Genomic DNA, 16,217 nt, shown 5'->3' on the forward strand with positions numbered 1-16,217 from the left:
AAACTATTTTTTCTAATTATTTTTGAATACATTTGCTAAAGTGCTGATGCATAACGATGTTGTAGAACATATTTTTTTGATAGGATTAGAAGGGCGTAGAAATAGACGAGGAAATGAGAGTAATACCAGATGCATTAGGAAAGCCTTAGAAGAGCTATGTTTTACGAGTGCTAAAGCTATGCTTTAGCACTCGTAAAGCACCGCTTTAGCATTGCCAAATCACCGCATTGTTAATAACAAGCGGGGACAGTAGGGACACTTTTTCGAGGCACCATCACACACACGCGTACATATATATGCTCCCTGACTAGCTACATTGATAAACATTCCGCATTGGGTCAGAAGTCAGGAGGGGTACATATCTTCCTTCACCTCATGGCAGCCACCAGCTACCATACCTATGTACAGACCAATTCTGCTCTCTACTTGTCAAAGAAGAAATTCTCATCAACATTCATACGATAACTAATGTCTACAGGAAGAAGGAACGGCAGAATATGCGTGACATGGGCAGTAGAAGTGTCCGCTCCGGCTTTACAGATAAGCCCTATTCCGTTAACGTCGATGTTTGCAGAACACCTGTGGATATTATTCCTCAAAATAAAGATCACTCTATTTGCGGACATTTACAGGACTTCCGTGGTTCATAAGACGCTCACCAGTTCAGCCAGTCAGCTTCGGAGAAAAAAACAATGAGATATTGCGGTTCACTACCCGGTAACACTCATTCTTCACCGCCATCCCCTTCTTCCCCCATCGTTTCATTATTTTCTACCTTATTATACGCGCGCATGTGTGTGTGTGAGAATATTATGCGGTGTCCCCACTGTCCCCTTTGTACCTGTTCCACTATTCATGACTTTATTTTTGCAAGGGTGGCTCCTGCGTGCGTTGGTATTTGGAAAACTCCCTCTCGCATTTACCAACCAGTTTCATTCCATCCGGCAGCGGAATACCATTGTAATGTTCGATAAAAATTATTCATTGCAGAACTATGCGTTCCATTAGGAATGTATGTAGAAAGTCCTTCTGCTTTTTCCATAGAAAACATATTCTTGGTTATTCCCGAATAATTTTTTGAGGTAGTCTTAGAATATATAACAGTCTCAACGAAGGATTGACGCCATAACTGATAATCTGTATTATCTTTTCCTCCCGTCAAAGTCTGAATTAAATTATCAAAATCATAATTGGCATGATTATTAAAATCATAAAGCAATATACCATTACGATCTACCACGCTTTCATCTTTGATATACTTAGGAATAATAGTTTTAGTAACCATAGCGAAATTGTCTAAAGCAGTACTATTAATCACAGAAATAGCAACTCCACCTGTCCAGTTAGCATCACTCCATGGTATTTCACCTGTATAATATCTTTCATAATAATCAAAATAAGCATTTGCGATATTAATGGGTAAATTATTTTCAGTAAACATTTCCGGAACAACCGCACTATAAGGTGCTCCAGGCCCTGGTATTTCAGTAGGTGAACCAATAAAATATTCTGCACAATCGCGTAACTCATAAGCTACTTCAACAGCCTGCATAGAACACGAATCAAATAAGATAAATTTCAGAGGTTTAGGAAAAGAAGACAATAACACTTCATGAAAATCCGGGATATTCATTTGGGTTAGACGATAATATCCGATTGAGCGAGAGTTTGCATCTTTAGTAGCCGGCACCCATGAAGAACTATGAGATAGAAAAACAAAGCCATAACTATCTGCAGGGAAGTAACTAACTGTTTGAGAAATAACAGCAGACATCACATTCTTATCTAAAGGATTTTGCTCAGCATAAGTAAAAAGGGTATCTGCCACTACTTCACCATTCTGATTTTTTAATGAAATAAGATGGGGAACATCATCAACCATTTCGCTATAAACCACTAAGTTGCATTTGGAATAGTCAACCTCTTCCATCCCCTTTTTCATGTCTCTAAAATTATTTTTAAAGAGAGTAGACAGTTCGTTGTTCCCATTATCACCTACAATATATATCAACACAGTACGCCCCACCTGTTCACGTGGTTGAGGTGTAATAGGACCTTCTTCATCATCGTGACAAGCTGCCACCAACATTGCAACACAGAACAAAAGGGATAATATTTTAATCTTTCTCATAATATTTTTTATTAATGACGAGGCAAAGATAAAAAAATAAGAGATGCAAAACTGCATCTCTTATTATATTAACAATTCAACTATTGCTTATTACTCTTCCGGTTTCGTAAAATGGAATTTATCGGAATCAATCCGCGACACCGTCATTCTATTATTCTTCTTGTATTTATTCAGAATCTTCGTTGCTTCTTTCTCTAATTTCTTCTTGTTTTCCGAGAAGTAAATCATACATGTACTATTCTGCTGCAACTGATTATCCTCCAGATAATTCTTCAACTGATAACTATATAACTCACGGTGAGACAAGAAACCTTCCTTGCTGACCTTCGCACTATCTAATATCTGAATGTCCGTGAAATAGACTACTGTATCCGTAAATGAAGCAGAAATTCCAAAAGCATAAACTGGTTTAGAGTGGTCTTTTTTCAAGGAAAAAGCGGAGCACATGGTAAACACAAGTGCAATTGCAAATAGTATTTTTACGTATTTCATATCATATAATTTTTAACCTTGCAAAGGTAACAAAAAAGAGGAGATTACCTCTATTTATCTCAAATAAATAGCATTTCTTAGTCATAGACCCATAACAGGAGTGGTTTCTTCTCCGCTTTGAGCAACCCGTCAACTTTCCTCATCACTTCATCAGATATTACAGGACACCCCTGACTGATTCCTAACGGAAGATGCAAAGGATATACCTCTGTTTCCGGCAATGGAGTATAAGAATGCAACACGATATACCGCTTGAAAGCATTATTATTCGTCGCTTCCAATCCATGTAATTTATAATGAATATTGATTCCCCACTTGCTATACGACCGGATACCCACCTTGTATTTCCCCAACGAAGAGCAATAGCTACCTTCCACATTGCTGAATACAGGCTTGGACACAGTGCTATTTTTCCCATATCCATGAGCACAGAGACTGGCATATTTCACGGAATCTCCCTTGAAGTCCCATACAAAGAAACGCCTCTTACCAGAATGAATACTGAAATCTACCAGAAAGCAATAATTCGTATTATATCCGTTCTTATCACAATAAGCCTTTCCCGCCTGTGCTTTCTCCCGCAAACGCTGCTCTACTTTAGCAGGCACCGAATCAGAAGAGGATGCCGCACATTTTGCATATGCCACCATCCCAGCTCCCAAAGCAATAAGAACCAATGATATTAAAACTGACCTTTTCATTAAACTCGCATAGTATAAGATTGAATTATAGAATGGGGCTTATGTAAAAAGTCGCATAAGTACATTCTTCTATATGAAAAGTGCGACTTATGCGACTCAAATTCTTTTTTCTTTCAGAAACTGATATTCCTTACTTATCCCAAGTAAGATTTGAGCAATTTACTACGATTACTTTGTCTAAGTCTTCTAATTGCTTTTTCTTTAATCTGACGAACGCGCTCACGTGTGAGGCCAAATTTATCGCCGATTTCTTCCAATGTCATTTCTTGCTGTCCGATACCGAAAAACATCTGAATGATTTCTTTTTCTCTATCGGTTAACGTAGAAAGAGCTCTATCAATTTCCCTCGCAAGAGACTCATTAACCAGAGAGCGGTCCGCCATTGGCGAATCATCGTTAACCAACACATCCAACAGGCTGTTGTCCTCCCCTTCCACAAAAGGCGCATCCACCGAAATATGACGGCCGGATACCTTCAGCGTATCAGAGATTTTATCAACCGGAATTTCCAGTTCGTCTGCCAACTCCTCGGGAGACGGGCGCCGCTCGTTTTCCTGTTCAAACTTCGAGAAGGCTTTGCTGATCTTATTCAGCGAACCTACCTGATTCAACGGGAGACGAACAATACGCGACTGCTCTGCCAATGCTTGCAGAATAGACTGGCGAATCCACCATACAGCGTAGCTAATGAACTTAAATCCACGTGTTTCATCAAATTTCTCGGCAGCCTTAATCAGTCCTAAATTGCCTTCATTAATCAAGTCAGGCAAACTCAAACCTTGGTTTTGGTACTGTTTAGCCACAGATACGACGAAACGAAGATTGGCACGTGTCAATTTTTCCAATGCTACACGGTCACCCTTACGAATGCGTTGAGCGAGTTCCACTTCTTCCTCGACAGTAATCAGGTCTTCACGGCCGATTTCCTGCAAATACTTATCAAGAGAAGCGCTCTCTCTGTTAGTGATACTTTTGGTAATCTTTAGTTGTCTCATTCTTTAAAAACAGATTTGGAGTGCAAAGTTACGACAAATAATTTGTTAACATACAAAATTAAGTAACTTTTACACTATATTTTTCATCTAATAAAACAAAAAGAGATGCCGACAAGTTGATTGGCGGCATCCTTTTTCTATTTCATTAGCTTATCCTGTGATCTTCTTACCTTATTTTATATATTACTCTTGAGTCAGATCGACAGCGAAATATCCGCGTTTACCTGATGGGAATACACCAGTCAGGAACAATACCTGATTCGGAGACTTAACAGCAGCTTTCATCACTTCTTCCAGATCGCTGACTTTGCGCATCGGCTGGTCATTAGCTTTCAGGATAATGAAGCCTTTACGAACTCCCGCATCCGACATCTTACCGGAGGAAACTCCTGTCACTTGCAGACCGTAGCCCAGATTCAATTGCTTCTTCAAGTCATCCGGCAACTCTTTGAAAGCAGCTCCCAGGATTTCCATACCTGCATCCTTCACAATCTTGGTAGTACCTTGCTCGTTCTTCAACGTTACTTCAACGGTCTTTTCCTTCTTATCGCGCATCAGTTTCACTTTCACCTTATCACCCGGACGATGTTTAGCAAGTGCTTCCTGCAAGTCAGCCATATTGGACACTTTCTTATTATCCACACCGATAATTACGTCATCGACTTTGATATCAGCTCCTGCAGCAGAACCATTCTCTACGATTTCAGAGACCCATACTCCTTCTACAACACCCAGTTCTTTAGCTTTATCTGCCAGAGTCTTACCGGATTTGTCAATCGGTTGACGGTCGTCCATCAAACTGCTACCGATAGAGCCACCACGAATACCGAGCAATGCACGTTGTACTGTTCCGTATTGTTTCAGGTCGGCAATTACTTTCGTCATAATGCTGGTCGGGATAGCAAAACCGTATCCTGCATAAGCACCTGTCGGAGAAGAAAGCACTGAATTGATACCAACCAATTCACCTTTGGCATTTACCAGTGCACCACCACTGTTACCCTGGTTGATGGCAGCATCCGTCTGGATGAATGATTCTATACCACCATTATATACTCCCAGAGAACGGGCTTTTGCACTTACGATACCGGCAGTTACAGTAGAGTTCAAATTGAACGGGTTACCTACTGCCAATACCCACTCTCCTACTTTCAACGCTTCGGAGTCTCCCACCGGAATAGTCGGAAAATCATCACCCTCAATTTTCACCAGCGCAAGGTCGGTGCTAGGGTCAGTACCAATCACGCGTCCTTTAAATTCACGGTTATCATTCAGTTTCACACTGATTTCATCCGCACCTTCAATCACGTGATTGTTCGTTACGATATATCCATCCTTCGAGATGATTACTCCCGAACCAAAACCTACACGAGGTTGAGACTGTACCTGACGTTGCTGTCCGCGTCCATCACCAAAAAAGAAATCGAAAATGTCCGGCGCTTGCTGAACAGTTCTTGTTTTAGCTTCTTGAGTAGACCTTATATGTACGACAGCATGAAGCGAATTCTCAGCAGCCTGGGTCAAATCAACAGGTTGGGCGTTCACAGCATCAAAAGCAGCCAATTTTACATTGGGATTCTGCTTGAACATCTCATTGAAAGACGTCTCTTTGGCAGCTTCGTTAGATTGCAACAGTTTGTAAGTTGTCAATCCTGCAACTCCTGAGCTAAGAAGAACGATTGCTCCTACTCCCAGAATGTTCTTTGTTGTTTGTTTCATGATTTATAATTCTTTAAAATGTTAATATTCGACATTGTTTTAACTTTTACGACGTTAAAATAATAACAAATATCGTTCACTTATTCTACTTGTCACTCTTTTTTGTCCACTTTTAACAGAGAATATTTGGAGCTTAACAGCGGTTAACGACAACACCTGACAAATTTACATTCGTTGTATGTCAGATGGCTTTAACACTCTGACATTCATTCAGTAAAGTCAGATTTTCATGACACCGATTCCGGGTAAGTCATTCAGGGTGATCTTTCCTTTCACCACTTCCACCCCTTTAAAACGATCATTAGAGATAAGCAGGTTGCCATCCAGATCGGCAAAATCAACTAATGGCGAGAACTGTGAAGCTGCAGAAATAGCACAGGAAGTCTCTGTCATACAGCCCACCATCACACGCATGCCGAGTGCATGAGCCAATGTCACCATCTTCCATGCTTCACGCATACCGGTACACTTCATCAGCTTTATATTGATTCCCGTGAAAGCACCTTTCAAAGCGGCTACATCTCCCAAACGCTGCAAGGATTCATCCGCAAATATCGGTAGCGGGCTCTGTTGCGTTATCCAGGCAATATCCTCTAGCTTCTCCTTAGGCATGGGCTGTTCTATCATCACAACGCCTTTTTCTTTCAACCAATGAATCATATCGAGCGCATATTGGCGGTCTGTCCATCCTTGATTGGCATCTATTGCTATCGGAAGGTCTGTTACCGAACGAATGGTTTCAATCATCTCCTTATCATTGTCCCGTCCCAGTTTCACCTTTAATATATTAAACTGATCGGCACACTCTTTTGTTTTCGCCCGTACCACATCCGGTGTATCGATACCTATCGTAAAGGTAGTGGAAGGTGTCTTTTCTTTGTTCAATCCCCATATCTTATACCAGGGAGCGCCCAACAGTTTCCCTACCAGATCATGAAGGGCGATATCTACCGCAGCTTTCGCTGCCGTATCCTTTGGTGAGAGGCTGTCAACGTATGACAAAATGTCATCTAGCTGAAAAGGATCACTAAACTGTTCCAGATTCACTTTCCCCAGGAAATTCATCACAGACTCTACTGTTTCTCCCAAATAAGGAGGCATAGAGGCTTCTCCGTACCCCGTCACGCCTTCATATTCTATTTCTACCTGCACATCGGGAGTTGTTGTACGCGAATAAGTGGCAACTGTAAACACGTGCCTCAACTTCAGTTCATAAGGAAAAAAAGTCATTTTCATCTTCCCTCCCAAACCGAGCTTATTTATATGAATGGTAGAAAGCGACGATTCTCCGGCTAATGCCTGACGGACTACTAACCCCGAACCAAAAGCAGCCAAAGCTGCCGTTTTCAAAAAATCTCTCCTGTTCTGCATTCTTTTATTTATAAAAGGGGTTCTTATTTGTGGTATTCATTCCTTTCTCCTTATTTATATAAGGTAAGAAACGGACAGCAAAAAGTAAACGCTTCGTGTTGAATTCATCATAGTTTTGATCCGCAGGATTCATGCTGCTGACGTGCACATCTCCCAACGCGTGGATAAACTGCTTGTTTCCGAGGTAAATGCCGACGTGAGAAATACTTTCTTTACGTTCCGCAGTCGCTTTCCGGCCGAAAAACACCAGATCCCCCCGTTTGACATTAGAGAAGTCAGGGGCAATATCGATATGTTCGCCCACATAGGCCTGCTGAGAGGCATCTCTAGGGATAATAATGTCATGCATAAAAAGTACGGTTCGTACCAGTCCGCTACAATCCACTCCCTTGGAAGAGGTTCCTGCCCAAAGATAAGGAATTCCTATCATTGAGTAAGCGGTTTCAATGATGCTTTCAACATCTTGTTTCAGTGAAGCACGCCATTTTGTTTCCGGTTGGGAAATGGATTTCGAAAGATATGCTTTCCGACCGTCGGGATAAGATACTTGATAGAAATGTCCTTTGTTCCCCTCCCACTTCAAACGATTGCCCGCAACAACATCGGATACGGGTTGGGAACTCTCATCCGGCTTTTCATACGCAAATCCGTAGTGCGAGGTAACCACTATCTTTTCCGCCCGGTTCCATTCATCATACCGTTCTTTCGACATGGGGGTAATCACCATCCGGTGCACCCATCCGGTATAATCATCCGGTGTTTGTATCTCGTACCAACCGTTATACTGAAGTACCTTGACCGGCATTCCCAACAATGCCTGCGTACTCATACCGGAAGTAAATTTGCCTTCCTCGCGCAAATTGCAAACTGAAATATGTACTACCCCATAAGCCGAATCGGCAGGCATGGGGCGTATTTCCTGTGCTTTCAGGCTAGCTGCCGTCATCGCCAGGAAACAATAGAAAAGGAGGATATTCTTCTTCATTAAAATCCATTTTAATGATAGCAAAGTTAGAAATTATTTCTATTTGTGACACTTTCTTTGGCTAAAACAAAATAAATGACGTATTTTTGCAGCCTAAAGCAGTTGGCCGGTCTGTCGCGTGCATGTTTCGTGCAGGAGGAAAGTCCGGGCAACATAGAGCATCCTACTTCCTAACAGAAAGCTGTCCGCGAGGGTAGAGTAACGTAGAAGAAAATAACCGCCGCTCCTTTCGGGGAGAGGTAAGGGTGAGAAGGTGGGGTAAGAGCCCACCAGTCGCATGGCGACATGCGGGCTGTACGTCTTAGGAGTTGTAAGGTCATGTAAACCGGCGTTATGAGAGTTGCTCGCTCCATGTCGGAGGGTAGACCGCTAAAGTGTCGTGGTGACACGCCACTCAGATAAATGACAGGCACCTGATATAATTAAAGATTAATAATCGGAAATTATATGGGGTACAGAACTCGGCTTATAGGCTGACTGCTTTTTCTTTTAATTATCCATTTAATTACAAATGACTAATGGATGAGGATCGACTGTTCGAGCAAGGCTGTTGTAATCAGTAATTAGTTGCTTGCAATTAGTAATCAGCGAAGAACCATGAAGAAGAAAATCACCGATATATGGAAGTTTCTTACGTATGACATCTGGCGCATTACGGAAGACGAAGTGACCCGGACCAAGTTCTCACTCTACAATATTATAAAGACCGTCTATCTTTGCATCAACCGGTTTACCAAAGACCAAATGGCCAATAAGGCTTCTGCACTGACATATAGCACATTGCTTGCCATTGTACCGATACTTGCCATTCTGTTTGCCGTAGCACGCGGTTTCGGATTTGACAACCTGATGGAACATCAGTTCCGCAACGGCTTCGGAGGGAATATAGAAACAACGGAGGCCATTCTCTCATTTGTCAATTCCTATCTTTCACAGACTAAAGGAGGTATTTTCATTGGAGTCGGTTTGGTGATGTTGTTATGGACGGTTATCAATCTGGTCAGTAATATTGAAATCACCTTCAACCGTATCTGGGAAGTGAAAAAAGCACGATCCATGTATCGCAAGATTACGGACTATTTCTCCATGTTCCTGCTGATGCCGATTCTGATCGTGGTATCCGGAGGACTTTCCCTGTTTATGAGCACCATTCTCAAACAGATGGATGATTTCGTTCTGCTCGCTCCTGTCATGAAATTCATGATACGGCTTATTCCTTTCGTCCTGACATGGCTGATGTTCACCGGACTGTATATCTTTATGCCGAATACGAAAGTGAAATTCAAGCATGCACTCATTGCAGGTATTCTGGCAGGGTCCGCTTATCAGGCTTTTCAGTTTCTGTACATCAACAGCCAGTTGTGGGTGTCAAAGTACAATGCCATTTATGGTAGTTTTGCCGCACTCCCCCTATTTCTGCTTTGGTTGCAGATATCCTGGACAATCTGTTTGTTTGGAGCCGAACTGACGTATGCCGGACAAAATATCCGCAGCTTCAGCTTTGACCAGGACACCCGTAACATCAGCAGACGATACCGGGATTTTATATCCATCCTGATTATGTCACTCATAGCCAAACGATTCGAAAAGAACAAACCGCCCTATACGGCTGCAGAAATATCGGAAGAACACCAGATTCCTATCCGGCTGACAAACCAGGTACTTTATCAGTTACAGGAAATAGAATTGATTCACGAGGTGGTTACCGACGAAAAAAGTGAAGAAATCGGTTACCAGCCTTCAATGGATATCAATCAATTAAATGTGGCTGTCCTGCTAGACCGTTTGGACACATACGGCTCCGAGAATTTCAAAATTGACAAAGATGAAGAATTCAACGACGAATGGAAGGTGCTGACCGAATCCAGAGAAGAATACTATAAAAAAGCAAGTAAAGTATTACTGAAGGATTTGTAGGAAGGCCAAAACTTAAATCGCGAAAAAGAACTTAACACAATTAGATTAGAAAAAATGAAAAAGCTACTGCTAAGTGCATTTGTCATCTGTCTAGCAGGGACAAGCATTGCACAAGAATCTCCTTTATGGATGCGCCACTGCGCTCTTTCGCCAGACGGAACCACCATTGCATTCACCTACAAAGGAGACATCTACACGGTACCGTCAACCGGCGGACGTGCCACACAAATCACTACCAATCCGGCTTTTGATACGGAACCGGTGTGGAGTCCCGACAGCAAACAGATTGCCTTTGCATCGGACCGAATGGGAAGTCTCGACGTTTTCGTCGTATCCAGTGAAGGAGGAACGCCCCAGCGACTGACCACTCATTCGGGCAGTGAGAAACCCGTTGCCTACAAAGATAGCAAACACATTTTATTCACAGCCAACATTGCTCCCTCTGCCGAAGATGCCGGATTTCCTTCCGGTCAGTTCCAGCAAGTATACGAAGTGCCCGTGACGGGAGGACGCCCCACTATGTTCTCATCCATGCCAATGGAATGCATCTCTATCAATAAGGAGGGAGTGATGCTCTATCAAGACAAGAAAGGATACGAAGACTATTGGCGTAAACATCAGGTATCCCCTATTGCCCGCGACATCTGGACATACACTCCCGGAAAAGCCCCTATTTATCAAAAACAAACAACCTTCGGAGGTGAAGACCGTGAACCGGTATGGAGTCCTGATGGTCAATCATTCTATTATTTAAGTGAAGAGAAAGGGTCCTTCAATATATTCCAACGTACTCCCGGAGCCACTACTTCCCGACAAATCACTTTCCACACAAAGCATCCCGTACGCTTTCTAAGCATTTCAACTACAGGCACGCTTTGTTATGGTTATGACGGTGAGATTTATACACTTGTTCCGGGCAAACAACCCCAAAAGGTGAACATTAGTATCCTGGCAGACAAGAATGACAAAGATATTATCCGCCAAATCAAATCCAACGGAGCTACCGATATCGCTGTGTCTCCCAAAGGAAAAGAAGTTGCATTCATTATGCGCGGTGATGTTTACGTAACCTCCATTGACTACAAAACAACCAAACAAATCACCAACACACCCGATCAGGAACGTAACATCAGTTTCGCACCCGACGGACGCACACTCGTCTATTCTTCAGAACGCGATGGATTGTGGCAGCTTTACACTTCCACCATCGTACGCAAAGAGGAGAAACAATTCACCTATGCCACAGAATTGAAAGAAGAACGTTTGACAAACTCCAAAGTGGCTTCTTTCCAACCACAATTCAGTCCTGACGGTAAAGAGGTTGCTTTCCTCGAAAACCGTACCGCTATCCGTGTCATCAATCTGAAAAGCAAGGCTGTACGCACAGTGATGGATGCCAAATATCAATATTCTTATGCCGACGGTGACCAATGGTTCCAATGGAGCCCTGACAGCAAATGGATTCTATCAGACTTCATCGGCATAGGAGGCTGGAACAATAAAGACGTCGTTTTGCTGAAAGCCGACGGAAAAGGCGAAATGGTCAATCTTACCGAAAGCGGATACAGCGACAGCAACGCCAAATGGGTGTTGGGTGGAAAAGCGATGATATGGAACAGTGACCGTGCCGGATACCGTAGCCATGGTAGCTGGGGAAGTGAAGACGACACCTATATTATGTTTTTCGACGTCGATGCCTACAACCGCTTCCTGATGAGCAAAGAAGACATTGCCTTACTTGAAGAAGCGGAAAAGGCAGAGAAAGCAGAAAAAGAAAAAGCCAAGAAAGAAAAGGCAGAGAAGAAAGAAGATACTAAAGACAGTAAGAAGAAAACTACCCAAAATGAGAATGCGAAAAAAGACAGTACAGAGGTAAAACCTCTTACATTCGATTTGGAAAATCGTTTTGACCGTATCGTTCGTCTAACTGTAAATTCTTCCCGCCTGGGTGACGCTGTCATGAGTCCGAAGGGTGATATTCTTTATTACCTGGCAGCTTTTGAAGGAGACTACGACCTTTGGGAGCATAAACTGAAAGAAAACACAACTAAAATATTATTAAAAGGAGTTGGCGGCGGCTCACTCATACCGGATAAAGAAGGAAAGAATATCTTTATGTGCACAGGCGGCCGATTGAAGAAAATAGAGATTGCCGGTAGCAAAATTACACCGATAGAATTTGAAGCATTCTTCGATTACCGCCCTTATGATGAACGTGCATACATCTTCGACCACGTTTGCCAGCAAGTAAATGACAAATTCTATATTGCCGACCTGCATGGAGTAGACTGGAAAGGATATAAAAAAGCATACGAACGCTTCTTGCCCCACATCAGTAACAATTATGACTTCACAGAAATGTTGAGTGAATTGCTCGGCGAACTGAACGGCTCCCATACCGGAGCCCGGTTTGCAGCAGGAGGCAGCGCAATGCCTACCGCTACTCTGGGAGTCTTTTACGATGAGTCATACAACGGTGCCGGGTTAAAGATCAAGGAAATCATGAAGCAAAGTCCTTTCACCCAGAAAAAGACAGAAGTGAAGGCAGGTTGCATCATTGAAAAAGTAGACGGCACAACGGTTGAAGCCGGTGCTGATTACTTCCCGTTATTTGAAGGCAAAGTCGGACGCAAAGTAGTACTTACCGTATACGATCCTTCCACTAAAAAACGTTTTGAAGAAACAGTAAAGGCCATCAGCTATGGCACTCAAAGCGAGCTGCTTTACAAACGTTGGGTAGAGCGTTGCGCCAAGAAAGTTGAAGAGCTTTCCGGCGGACGCATTGCTTATGTACATATTAAAGGTATGGACAGCCCCAGCTTCCGCAAGATCTATTCCGAACTGCTCGGCCGTTATCGTAATAAAGAAGCCGTAGTGGTAGATACCCGCCATAATGGTGGTGGATGGCTGCACGATGATGTGGTCACCTTACTTAGCGGAAAGGAATATCAACGTTTCGTGCCACGCGGACAATATATCGGCAGCGATCCATTCAACAAATGGCTGAAAGCCTCATGCATGCTAACTTGTGAAGACAATTACAGCAATGCACATGGCACTCCTTACGTATATAAGACTCTAGGCATTGGCAAACTGATAGGCGCCCCGGTGGCAGGAACGATGACAGCCGTGTGGTGGGAGCGCCAGATAGATCCGTCTATTGTATTCGGTATCCCACAGGTAGGTTGCATGGATATGCAAGGCAACTATCTCGAAAATCAGACCTTGCAACCTGATATTCTAGTCTATAACGAACCGGCAGCCAGCCTGAAAGGAGAAGACGCGCAACTGAAAGCAGCAGTAGACTACCTATTAAAAGATTTGTCAAAAAAGAAATAAATACTGCATTATTGATGCCGCTTTTCCGGCGGCATCAATAATAAGTTAATTATCAACACCTTAGAAAAGCCATTATTGGTTTTAAAGAAACAGGTCGTTCCTTTAAAAGGAAAGCATCGTTGGTTTTAAAGGAAAGGGACGTTCCTTTTAAACCAACAATGCTTTCTGTTATATGCTTATCCTAAAAGCCTAAGAATATAATTATTTTTCAATCAATAACGATTGTATGAAATCACCTTTTCTTTCGGCTTCCTCATCTTCTTACGTTTTTCCTTTGCCGGATAGCCAATGACAATATCCAGCAATAAACGTTTCGAAGCAGGAATACCGGCAAGTTGTTTCATCTCTTTTTCATCGAACCAACCCAGAATACAAGAGCCCAATCCTTCGGCTTCAGCAGCCAGAGAAATATGAGCAGCCGCTATTCCAATGTCGATCAACGGGAAATGCTTGCCTTTAACCTTTCCACCAAGCAGGGAAGTGATATTAGCAGATTCTTCTACAACCAGAATATGCACGGGAGCATCTTTGGCAAACTTATTCATTCCCAAGCCAGCAGCAGCTTTCCCGGCTTTTTGAGCCAGTTCCTTGTCTGTGATGACCACAAACCTCCAAGGTTGTGCGTTGCAGGCCGAAGGCGCCAAACGTGCAGCTTCAAGCACCCGTTCCAACTTTTCCGGCTCCACCGGACGTTCCTTATCATACGAACGGTCACTTTGACGAGCCTGCACCAATTGAAGAAAATCAGTATATGCCATTTCCAATCCTCCGGTCACTTATTTATATTTCCTTATTTATATTGAATCATCCGGCTGATATACTTGCCGATAATATCAAATTCGATATTTACCACACTGCCAATCTCAAATGTATGGAAGTTCGTATGCTCGTAAGTATAAGGAATGATAGCCACCTGGAAAGTATCATCCGTCGGATTACATACCGTCAGGCTAACGCCGTTCACAGTCACCGAACCCTTATCCACAGTGATATATCCGCGTTTCGCCATCTCCTTGTCAAACGCATACCGGAATGTAAAATACCAACTGCCTTCCGCATCCTTAATATCAATACAAGTGGCAGTCTGGTCCACATGCCCCTGAACGATATGTCCATCCAGCCGACCGTTCATCATCATGCTACGTTCAACGTTCACCTTATCCCCCACTTTCAACAAACCGAGGTTAGAACGCTCCAACGTTTCTTTCATGGCAGTCACCGTATACGTATCATCCGTCAGAGTCACCACCGTCAGGCATACACCATTGTGAGAAATACTCTGGTCAATTTTCAACTCATTCACAAACGAACACTTAAATGTAAAGTGTATATTCTCCTGGTCTTTCACCAGTGCTACCAAAGTAGCATATTCTTCTACGATTCCAGAAAACATAATTTTATTTACTATTTTACGATTTACTATTTACTATTTTGATTTACTATTTACTATTTTACGATTGAAAATACTCTTTTAATGCAAGGGTCAAAGATACGAATTAGAAAGGAGCTTAAAAAATAAGAGCAAAAAAAAATAGGGCTTTTCACAAAGCCCCATTTTTCAGTTTTCAATAGGTATTAGTTTTTTTTTAAGGTAAAAAGATTGTTTTCAGGATAACGGTGCAAATATAGGCGGTTTTACCGATACTATCCAAATTATAAAACATGTCATATAACATCTTTTTGAAAATTCTTTGGATTTATTATCATTTGAAGCAAAAACTCCTGTAACTTGTCCATTACAGGAGACAAATATAAGATAATTTTTTAAGGAGCCCTAATTTCTGTTTAAAAATCGGCAGAAAATTACTTTTCCGGGTAATTTTCATCCGTTTTTCCACGATGTTTTAACACTTTGGCATCAATGAAGAAAACAATCTCCTCGGCAATGTTGGTAATATGATCTCCCGAGCGTTCCAGTTTACGGAACACACTGACTAAATCTACGCAAGTATGTACAGCTTCCGGATGTTCGATAATATAGTCTGAAAGAATCCCTGTTGCATCCGCATTGATTTCATCCAGCAAATTATCCTTGGCAAACACTCCTGCCGCCAAATCATTACTCTCTTCATTCAAGGCACGTTTCGCCAGTTCCAGCATCGACAACACCTCTGCCTGCATTTCTGCCAGGCGAAGACGAGACAACAGTTCCGCATCTAATACCGGTTCTTTGCAACGAAGTACAAAACGGGCGATCCCTTCCGCAAAGTCACCTAAACGTTCCAAGTTCGTATTGATTTTCAACATAGCCAACACAAAACGAAGATCAATCGCCACCGGATTATACAATGCGATAATATCTTCCACATCACTATCTATCTTCAATTCGAAAGCATTCACTCTGCGTTCGCGAACCATCACCTGTTGAGCCAACTCCTTGTCAAGGGTCAACACAGCCTCTCCGGCACGGTCAAGCTGGTTGTACACCAAGGTCCACATTTCATCAATTTCCTTCTTCAATAGGATGAGTTCCGATTCTATAAACTTTACCATAGTCTATTATATATAAATGATTAATATTCTGCTAATTAGATTTCAGAGATAAATTTTAAGCACGGATTACACGG

13 protein-coding genes and 1 other RNA gene are annotated in these 16,217 nt (G+C 42.4%); 3 read left to right on the top strand and 11 right to left on the bottom strand.

Features of this window, described 5'->3' with window-relative positions; all coding sequences use genetic code 11:
* Window positions 1-724 precede the first annotated feature (724 nt).
* The 8 genes from AAHJ11_RS09340 to AAHJ11_RS09375 all read right to left on the bottom strand — a co-directional run bounded on the left by AAHJ11_RS09340 (window position 725) and on the right by AAHJ11_RS09375 (window position 8,394).
* A complete protein-coding gene (locus AAHJ11_RS09340) occupies window positions 725-850 on the bottom strand; it encodes a hypothetical protein (protein ID WP_320975246.1) in 126 nt (41 codons plus the stop codon).
* A 69-nt stretch (window positions 851-919) separates the two neighbouring features.
* Window positions 920-2,131, bottom strand: a complete 1,212-nt coding sequence (locus AAHJ11_RS09345) for a clostripain-related cysteine peptidase (RefSeq protein ID WP_148367910.1) — start codon at window positions 2,129-2,131, stop codon at window positions 920-922.
* Between the two features lie 90 nt (window positions 2,132-2,221).
* Window positions 2,222-2,623 (bottom strand): hypothetical protein, encoded by a 402-nt coding sequence (locus tag AAHJ11_RS09350; protein ID WP_004296669.1) that lies wholly within the window; start codon window positions 2,621-2,623, stop codon window positions 2,222-2,224.
* Window positions 2,624-2,700: 77 nt separating this feature from the next.
* Entirely contained in the window at window positions 2,701-3,324 is a 624-nt protein-coding gene (locus AAHJ11_RS09355) for a murein L,D-transpeptidase catalytic domain-containing protein (RefSeq protein WP_320975247.1), read from the bottom strand.
* Between the two features lie 134 nt (window positions 3,325-3,458).
* Window positions 3,459-4,319 (bottom strand): RNA polymerase sigma factor RpoD/SigA, encoded by an 861-nt coding sequence (locus AAHJ11_RS09360; RefSeq protein ID WP_002561589.1) that lies wholly within the window; start codon window positions 4,317-4,319, stop codon window positions 3,459-3,461.
* Window positions 4,320-4,502: 183 nt separating this feature from the next.
* On the bottom strand, window positions 4,503-6,038 hold the full coding sequence (locus AAHJ11_RS09365; RefSeq protein ID WP_148367908.1) for a trypsin-like peptidase domain-containing protein: 1,536 nt from the start codon (window positions 6,036-6,038) through the stop codon (window positions 4,503-4,505).
* 219 nt (window positions 6,039-6,257) lie between these two features.
* Window positions 6,258-7,409: a dipeptide epimerase gene (locus AAHJ11_RS09370; protein ID WP_148367907.1), complete on the bottom strand. Its 1,152-nt coding sequence runs from the start codon at window positions 7,407-7,409 to the stop codon at window positions 6,258-6,260.
* A 4-nt stretch (window positions 7,410-7,413) separates the two neighbouring features.
* Window positions 7,414-8,394: an NlpC/P60 family protein gene (locus AAHJ11_RS09375; RefSeq protein WP_234133884.1), complete on the bottom strand. Its 981-nt coding sequence runs from the start codon at window positions 8,392-8,394 to the stop codon at window positions 7,414-7,416.
* A gap of 98 nt (window positions 8,395-8,492) precedes the next feature.
* Here AAHJ11_RS09375 and rnpB point away from each other — a divergent pair.
* The 3 genes from rnpB (at window position 8,493) to AAHJ11_RS09390 (ending at window position 13,650) form a co-directional block, all read left to right on the top strand.
* Window positions 8,493-8,879: RNase P RNA component class A (gene rnpB / locus AAHJ11_RS09380), an RNA gene on the top strand.
* A gap of 112 nt (window positions 8,880-8,991) precedes the next feature.
* Window positions 8,992-10,311 (top strand): YihY/virulence factor BrkB family protein, encoded by a 1,320-nt coding sequence (locus AAHJ11_RS09385; protein WP_099147404.1) that lies wholly within the window; start codon window positions 8,992-8,994, stop codon window positions 10,309-10,311.
* Between the two features lie 54 nt (window positions 10,312-10,365).
* Entirely contained in the window at window positions 10,366-13,650 is a 3,285-nt protein-coding gene (locus AAHJ11_RS09390; RefSeq protein ID WP_320979168.1) for a S41 family peptidase, read from the top strand.
* A gap of 212 nt (window positions 13,651-13,862) precedes the next feature.
* On the opposite strand, the gene AAHJ11_RS09395 is transcribed toward AAHJ11_RS09390, so the two are convergent.
* From AAHJ11_RS09395 to phoU, 3 genes are all read right to left on the bottom strand, one after another.
* Window positions 13,863-14,408: a nitroreductase family protein gene (locus AAHJ11_RS09395; protein ID WP_099147586.1), complete on the bottom strand. Its 546-nt coding sequence runs from the start codon at window positions 14,406-14,408 to the stop codon at window positions 13,863-13,865.
* A 32-nt stretch (window positions 14,409-14,440) separates the two neighbouring features.
* Window positions 14,441-15,043 (bottom strand): riboflavin synthase, encoded by a 603-nt coding sequence (locus AAHJ11_RS09400; RefSeq protein ID WP_004303876.1) that lies wholly within the window; start codon window positions 15,041-15,043, stop codon window positions 14,441-14,443.
* A gap of 410 nt (window positions 15,044-15,453) precedes the next feature.
* Window positions 15,454-16,143, bottom strand: coding sequence for a phosphate signaling complex protein PhoU (phoU, locus tag AAHJ11_RS09405; protein WP_004296659.1), 690 nt, complete (start codon window positions 16,141-16,143; stop codon window positions 15,454-15,456).
* Between the last annotated feature and the right edge of the window lie 74 nt (window positions 16,144-16,217).

Origin of the sequence: Bacteroides sp. 90-K9/2 (assembly GCF_047310725.1) — a bacterium.
Taxonomy (GTDB): domain Bacteria; phylum Bacteroidota; class Bacteroidia; order Bacteroidales; family Bacteroidaceae; genus Bacteroides; species Bacteroides vicugnae.

Bases quoted from the DNA above. Each gene is read 5' to 3' on its own strand.
- AAHJ11_RS09345 (WP_148367910.1), bottom strand. From the start codon at position 2,131: ATGAGAAAGATTAAAATATTATCCCTTTTGTTCTGTGTTGCAATGTTG.
- AAHJ11_RS09350 (WP_004296669.1), bottom strand. From the start codon at position 2,623: ATGAAATACGTAAAAATACTATTTGCAATTGCACTTGTGTTTACCATG.
- AAHJ11_RS09355 (WP_320975247.1), bottom strand. From the start codon at position 3,324: ATGAAAAGGTCAGTTTTAATATCATTGGTTCTTATTGCTTTGGGAGCT.
- AAHJ11_RS09360 (WP_002561589.1), bottom strand. From the start codon at position 4,319: ATGAGACAACTAAAGATTACCAAAAGTATCACTAACAGAGAGAGCGCT.
- AAHJ11_RS09365 (WP_148367908.1), bottom strand. From the start codon at position 6,038: ATGAAACAAACAACAAAGAACATTCTGGGAGTAGGAGCAATCGTTCTT.
- AAHJ11_RS09370 (WP_148367907.1), bottom strand. From the start codon at position 7,409: ATGCAGAACAGGAGAGATTTTTTGAAAACGGCAGCTTTGGCTGCTTTT.
- AAHJ11_RS09375 (WP_234133884.1), bottom strand. From the start codon at position 8,394: ATGAAGAAGAATATCCTCCTTTTCTATTGTTTCCTGGCGATGACGGCA.
- AAHJ11_RS09385 (WP_099147404.1), top strand. From the start codon at position 8,992: ATGAAGAAGAAAATCACCGATATATGGAAGTTTCTTACGTATGACATC.
- AAHJ11_RS09390 (WP_320979168.1), top strand. From the start codon at position 10,366: ATGAAAAAGCTACTGCTAAGTGCATTTGTCATCTGTCTAGCAGGGACA.
- AAHJ11_RS09395 (WP_099147586.1), bottom strand. From the start codon at position 14,408: ATGGCATATACTGATTTTCTTCAATTGGTGCAGGCTCGTCAAAGTGAC.
- AAHJ11_RS09400 (WP_004303876.1), bottom strand. From the start codon at position 15,043: ATGTTTTCTGGAATCGTAGAAGAATATGCTACTTTGGTAGCACTGGTG.
- phoU (WP_004296659.1), bottom strand. From the start codon at position 16,143: ATGGTAAAGTTTATAGAATCGGAACTCATCCTATTGAAGAAGGAAATT.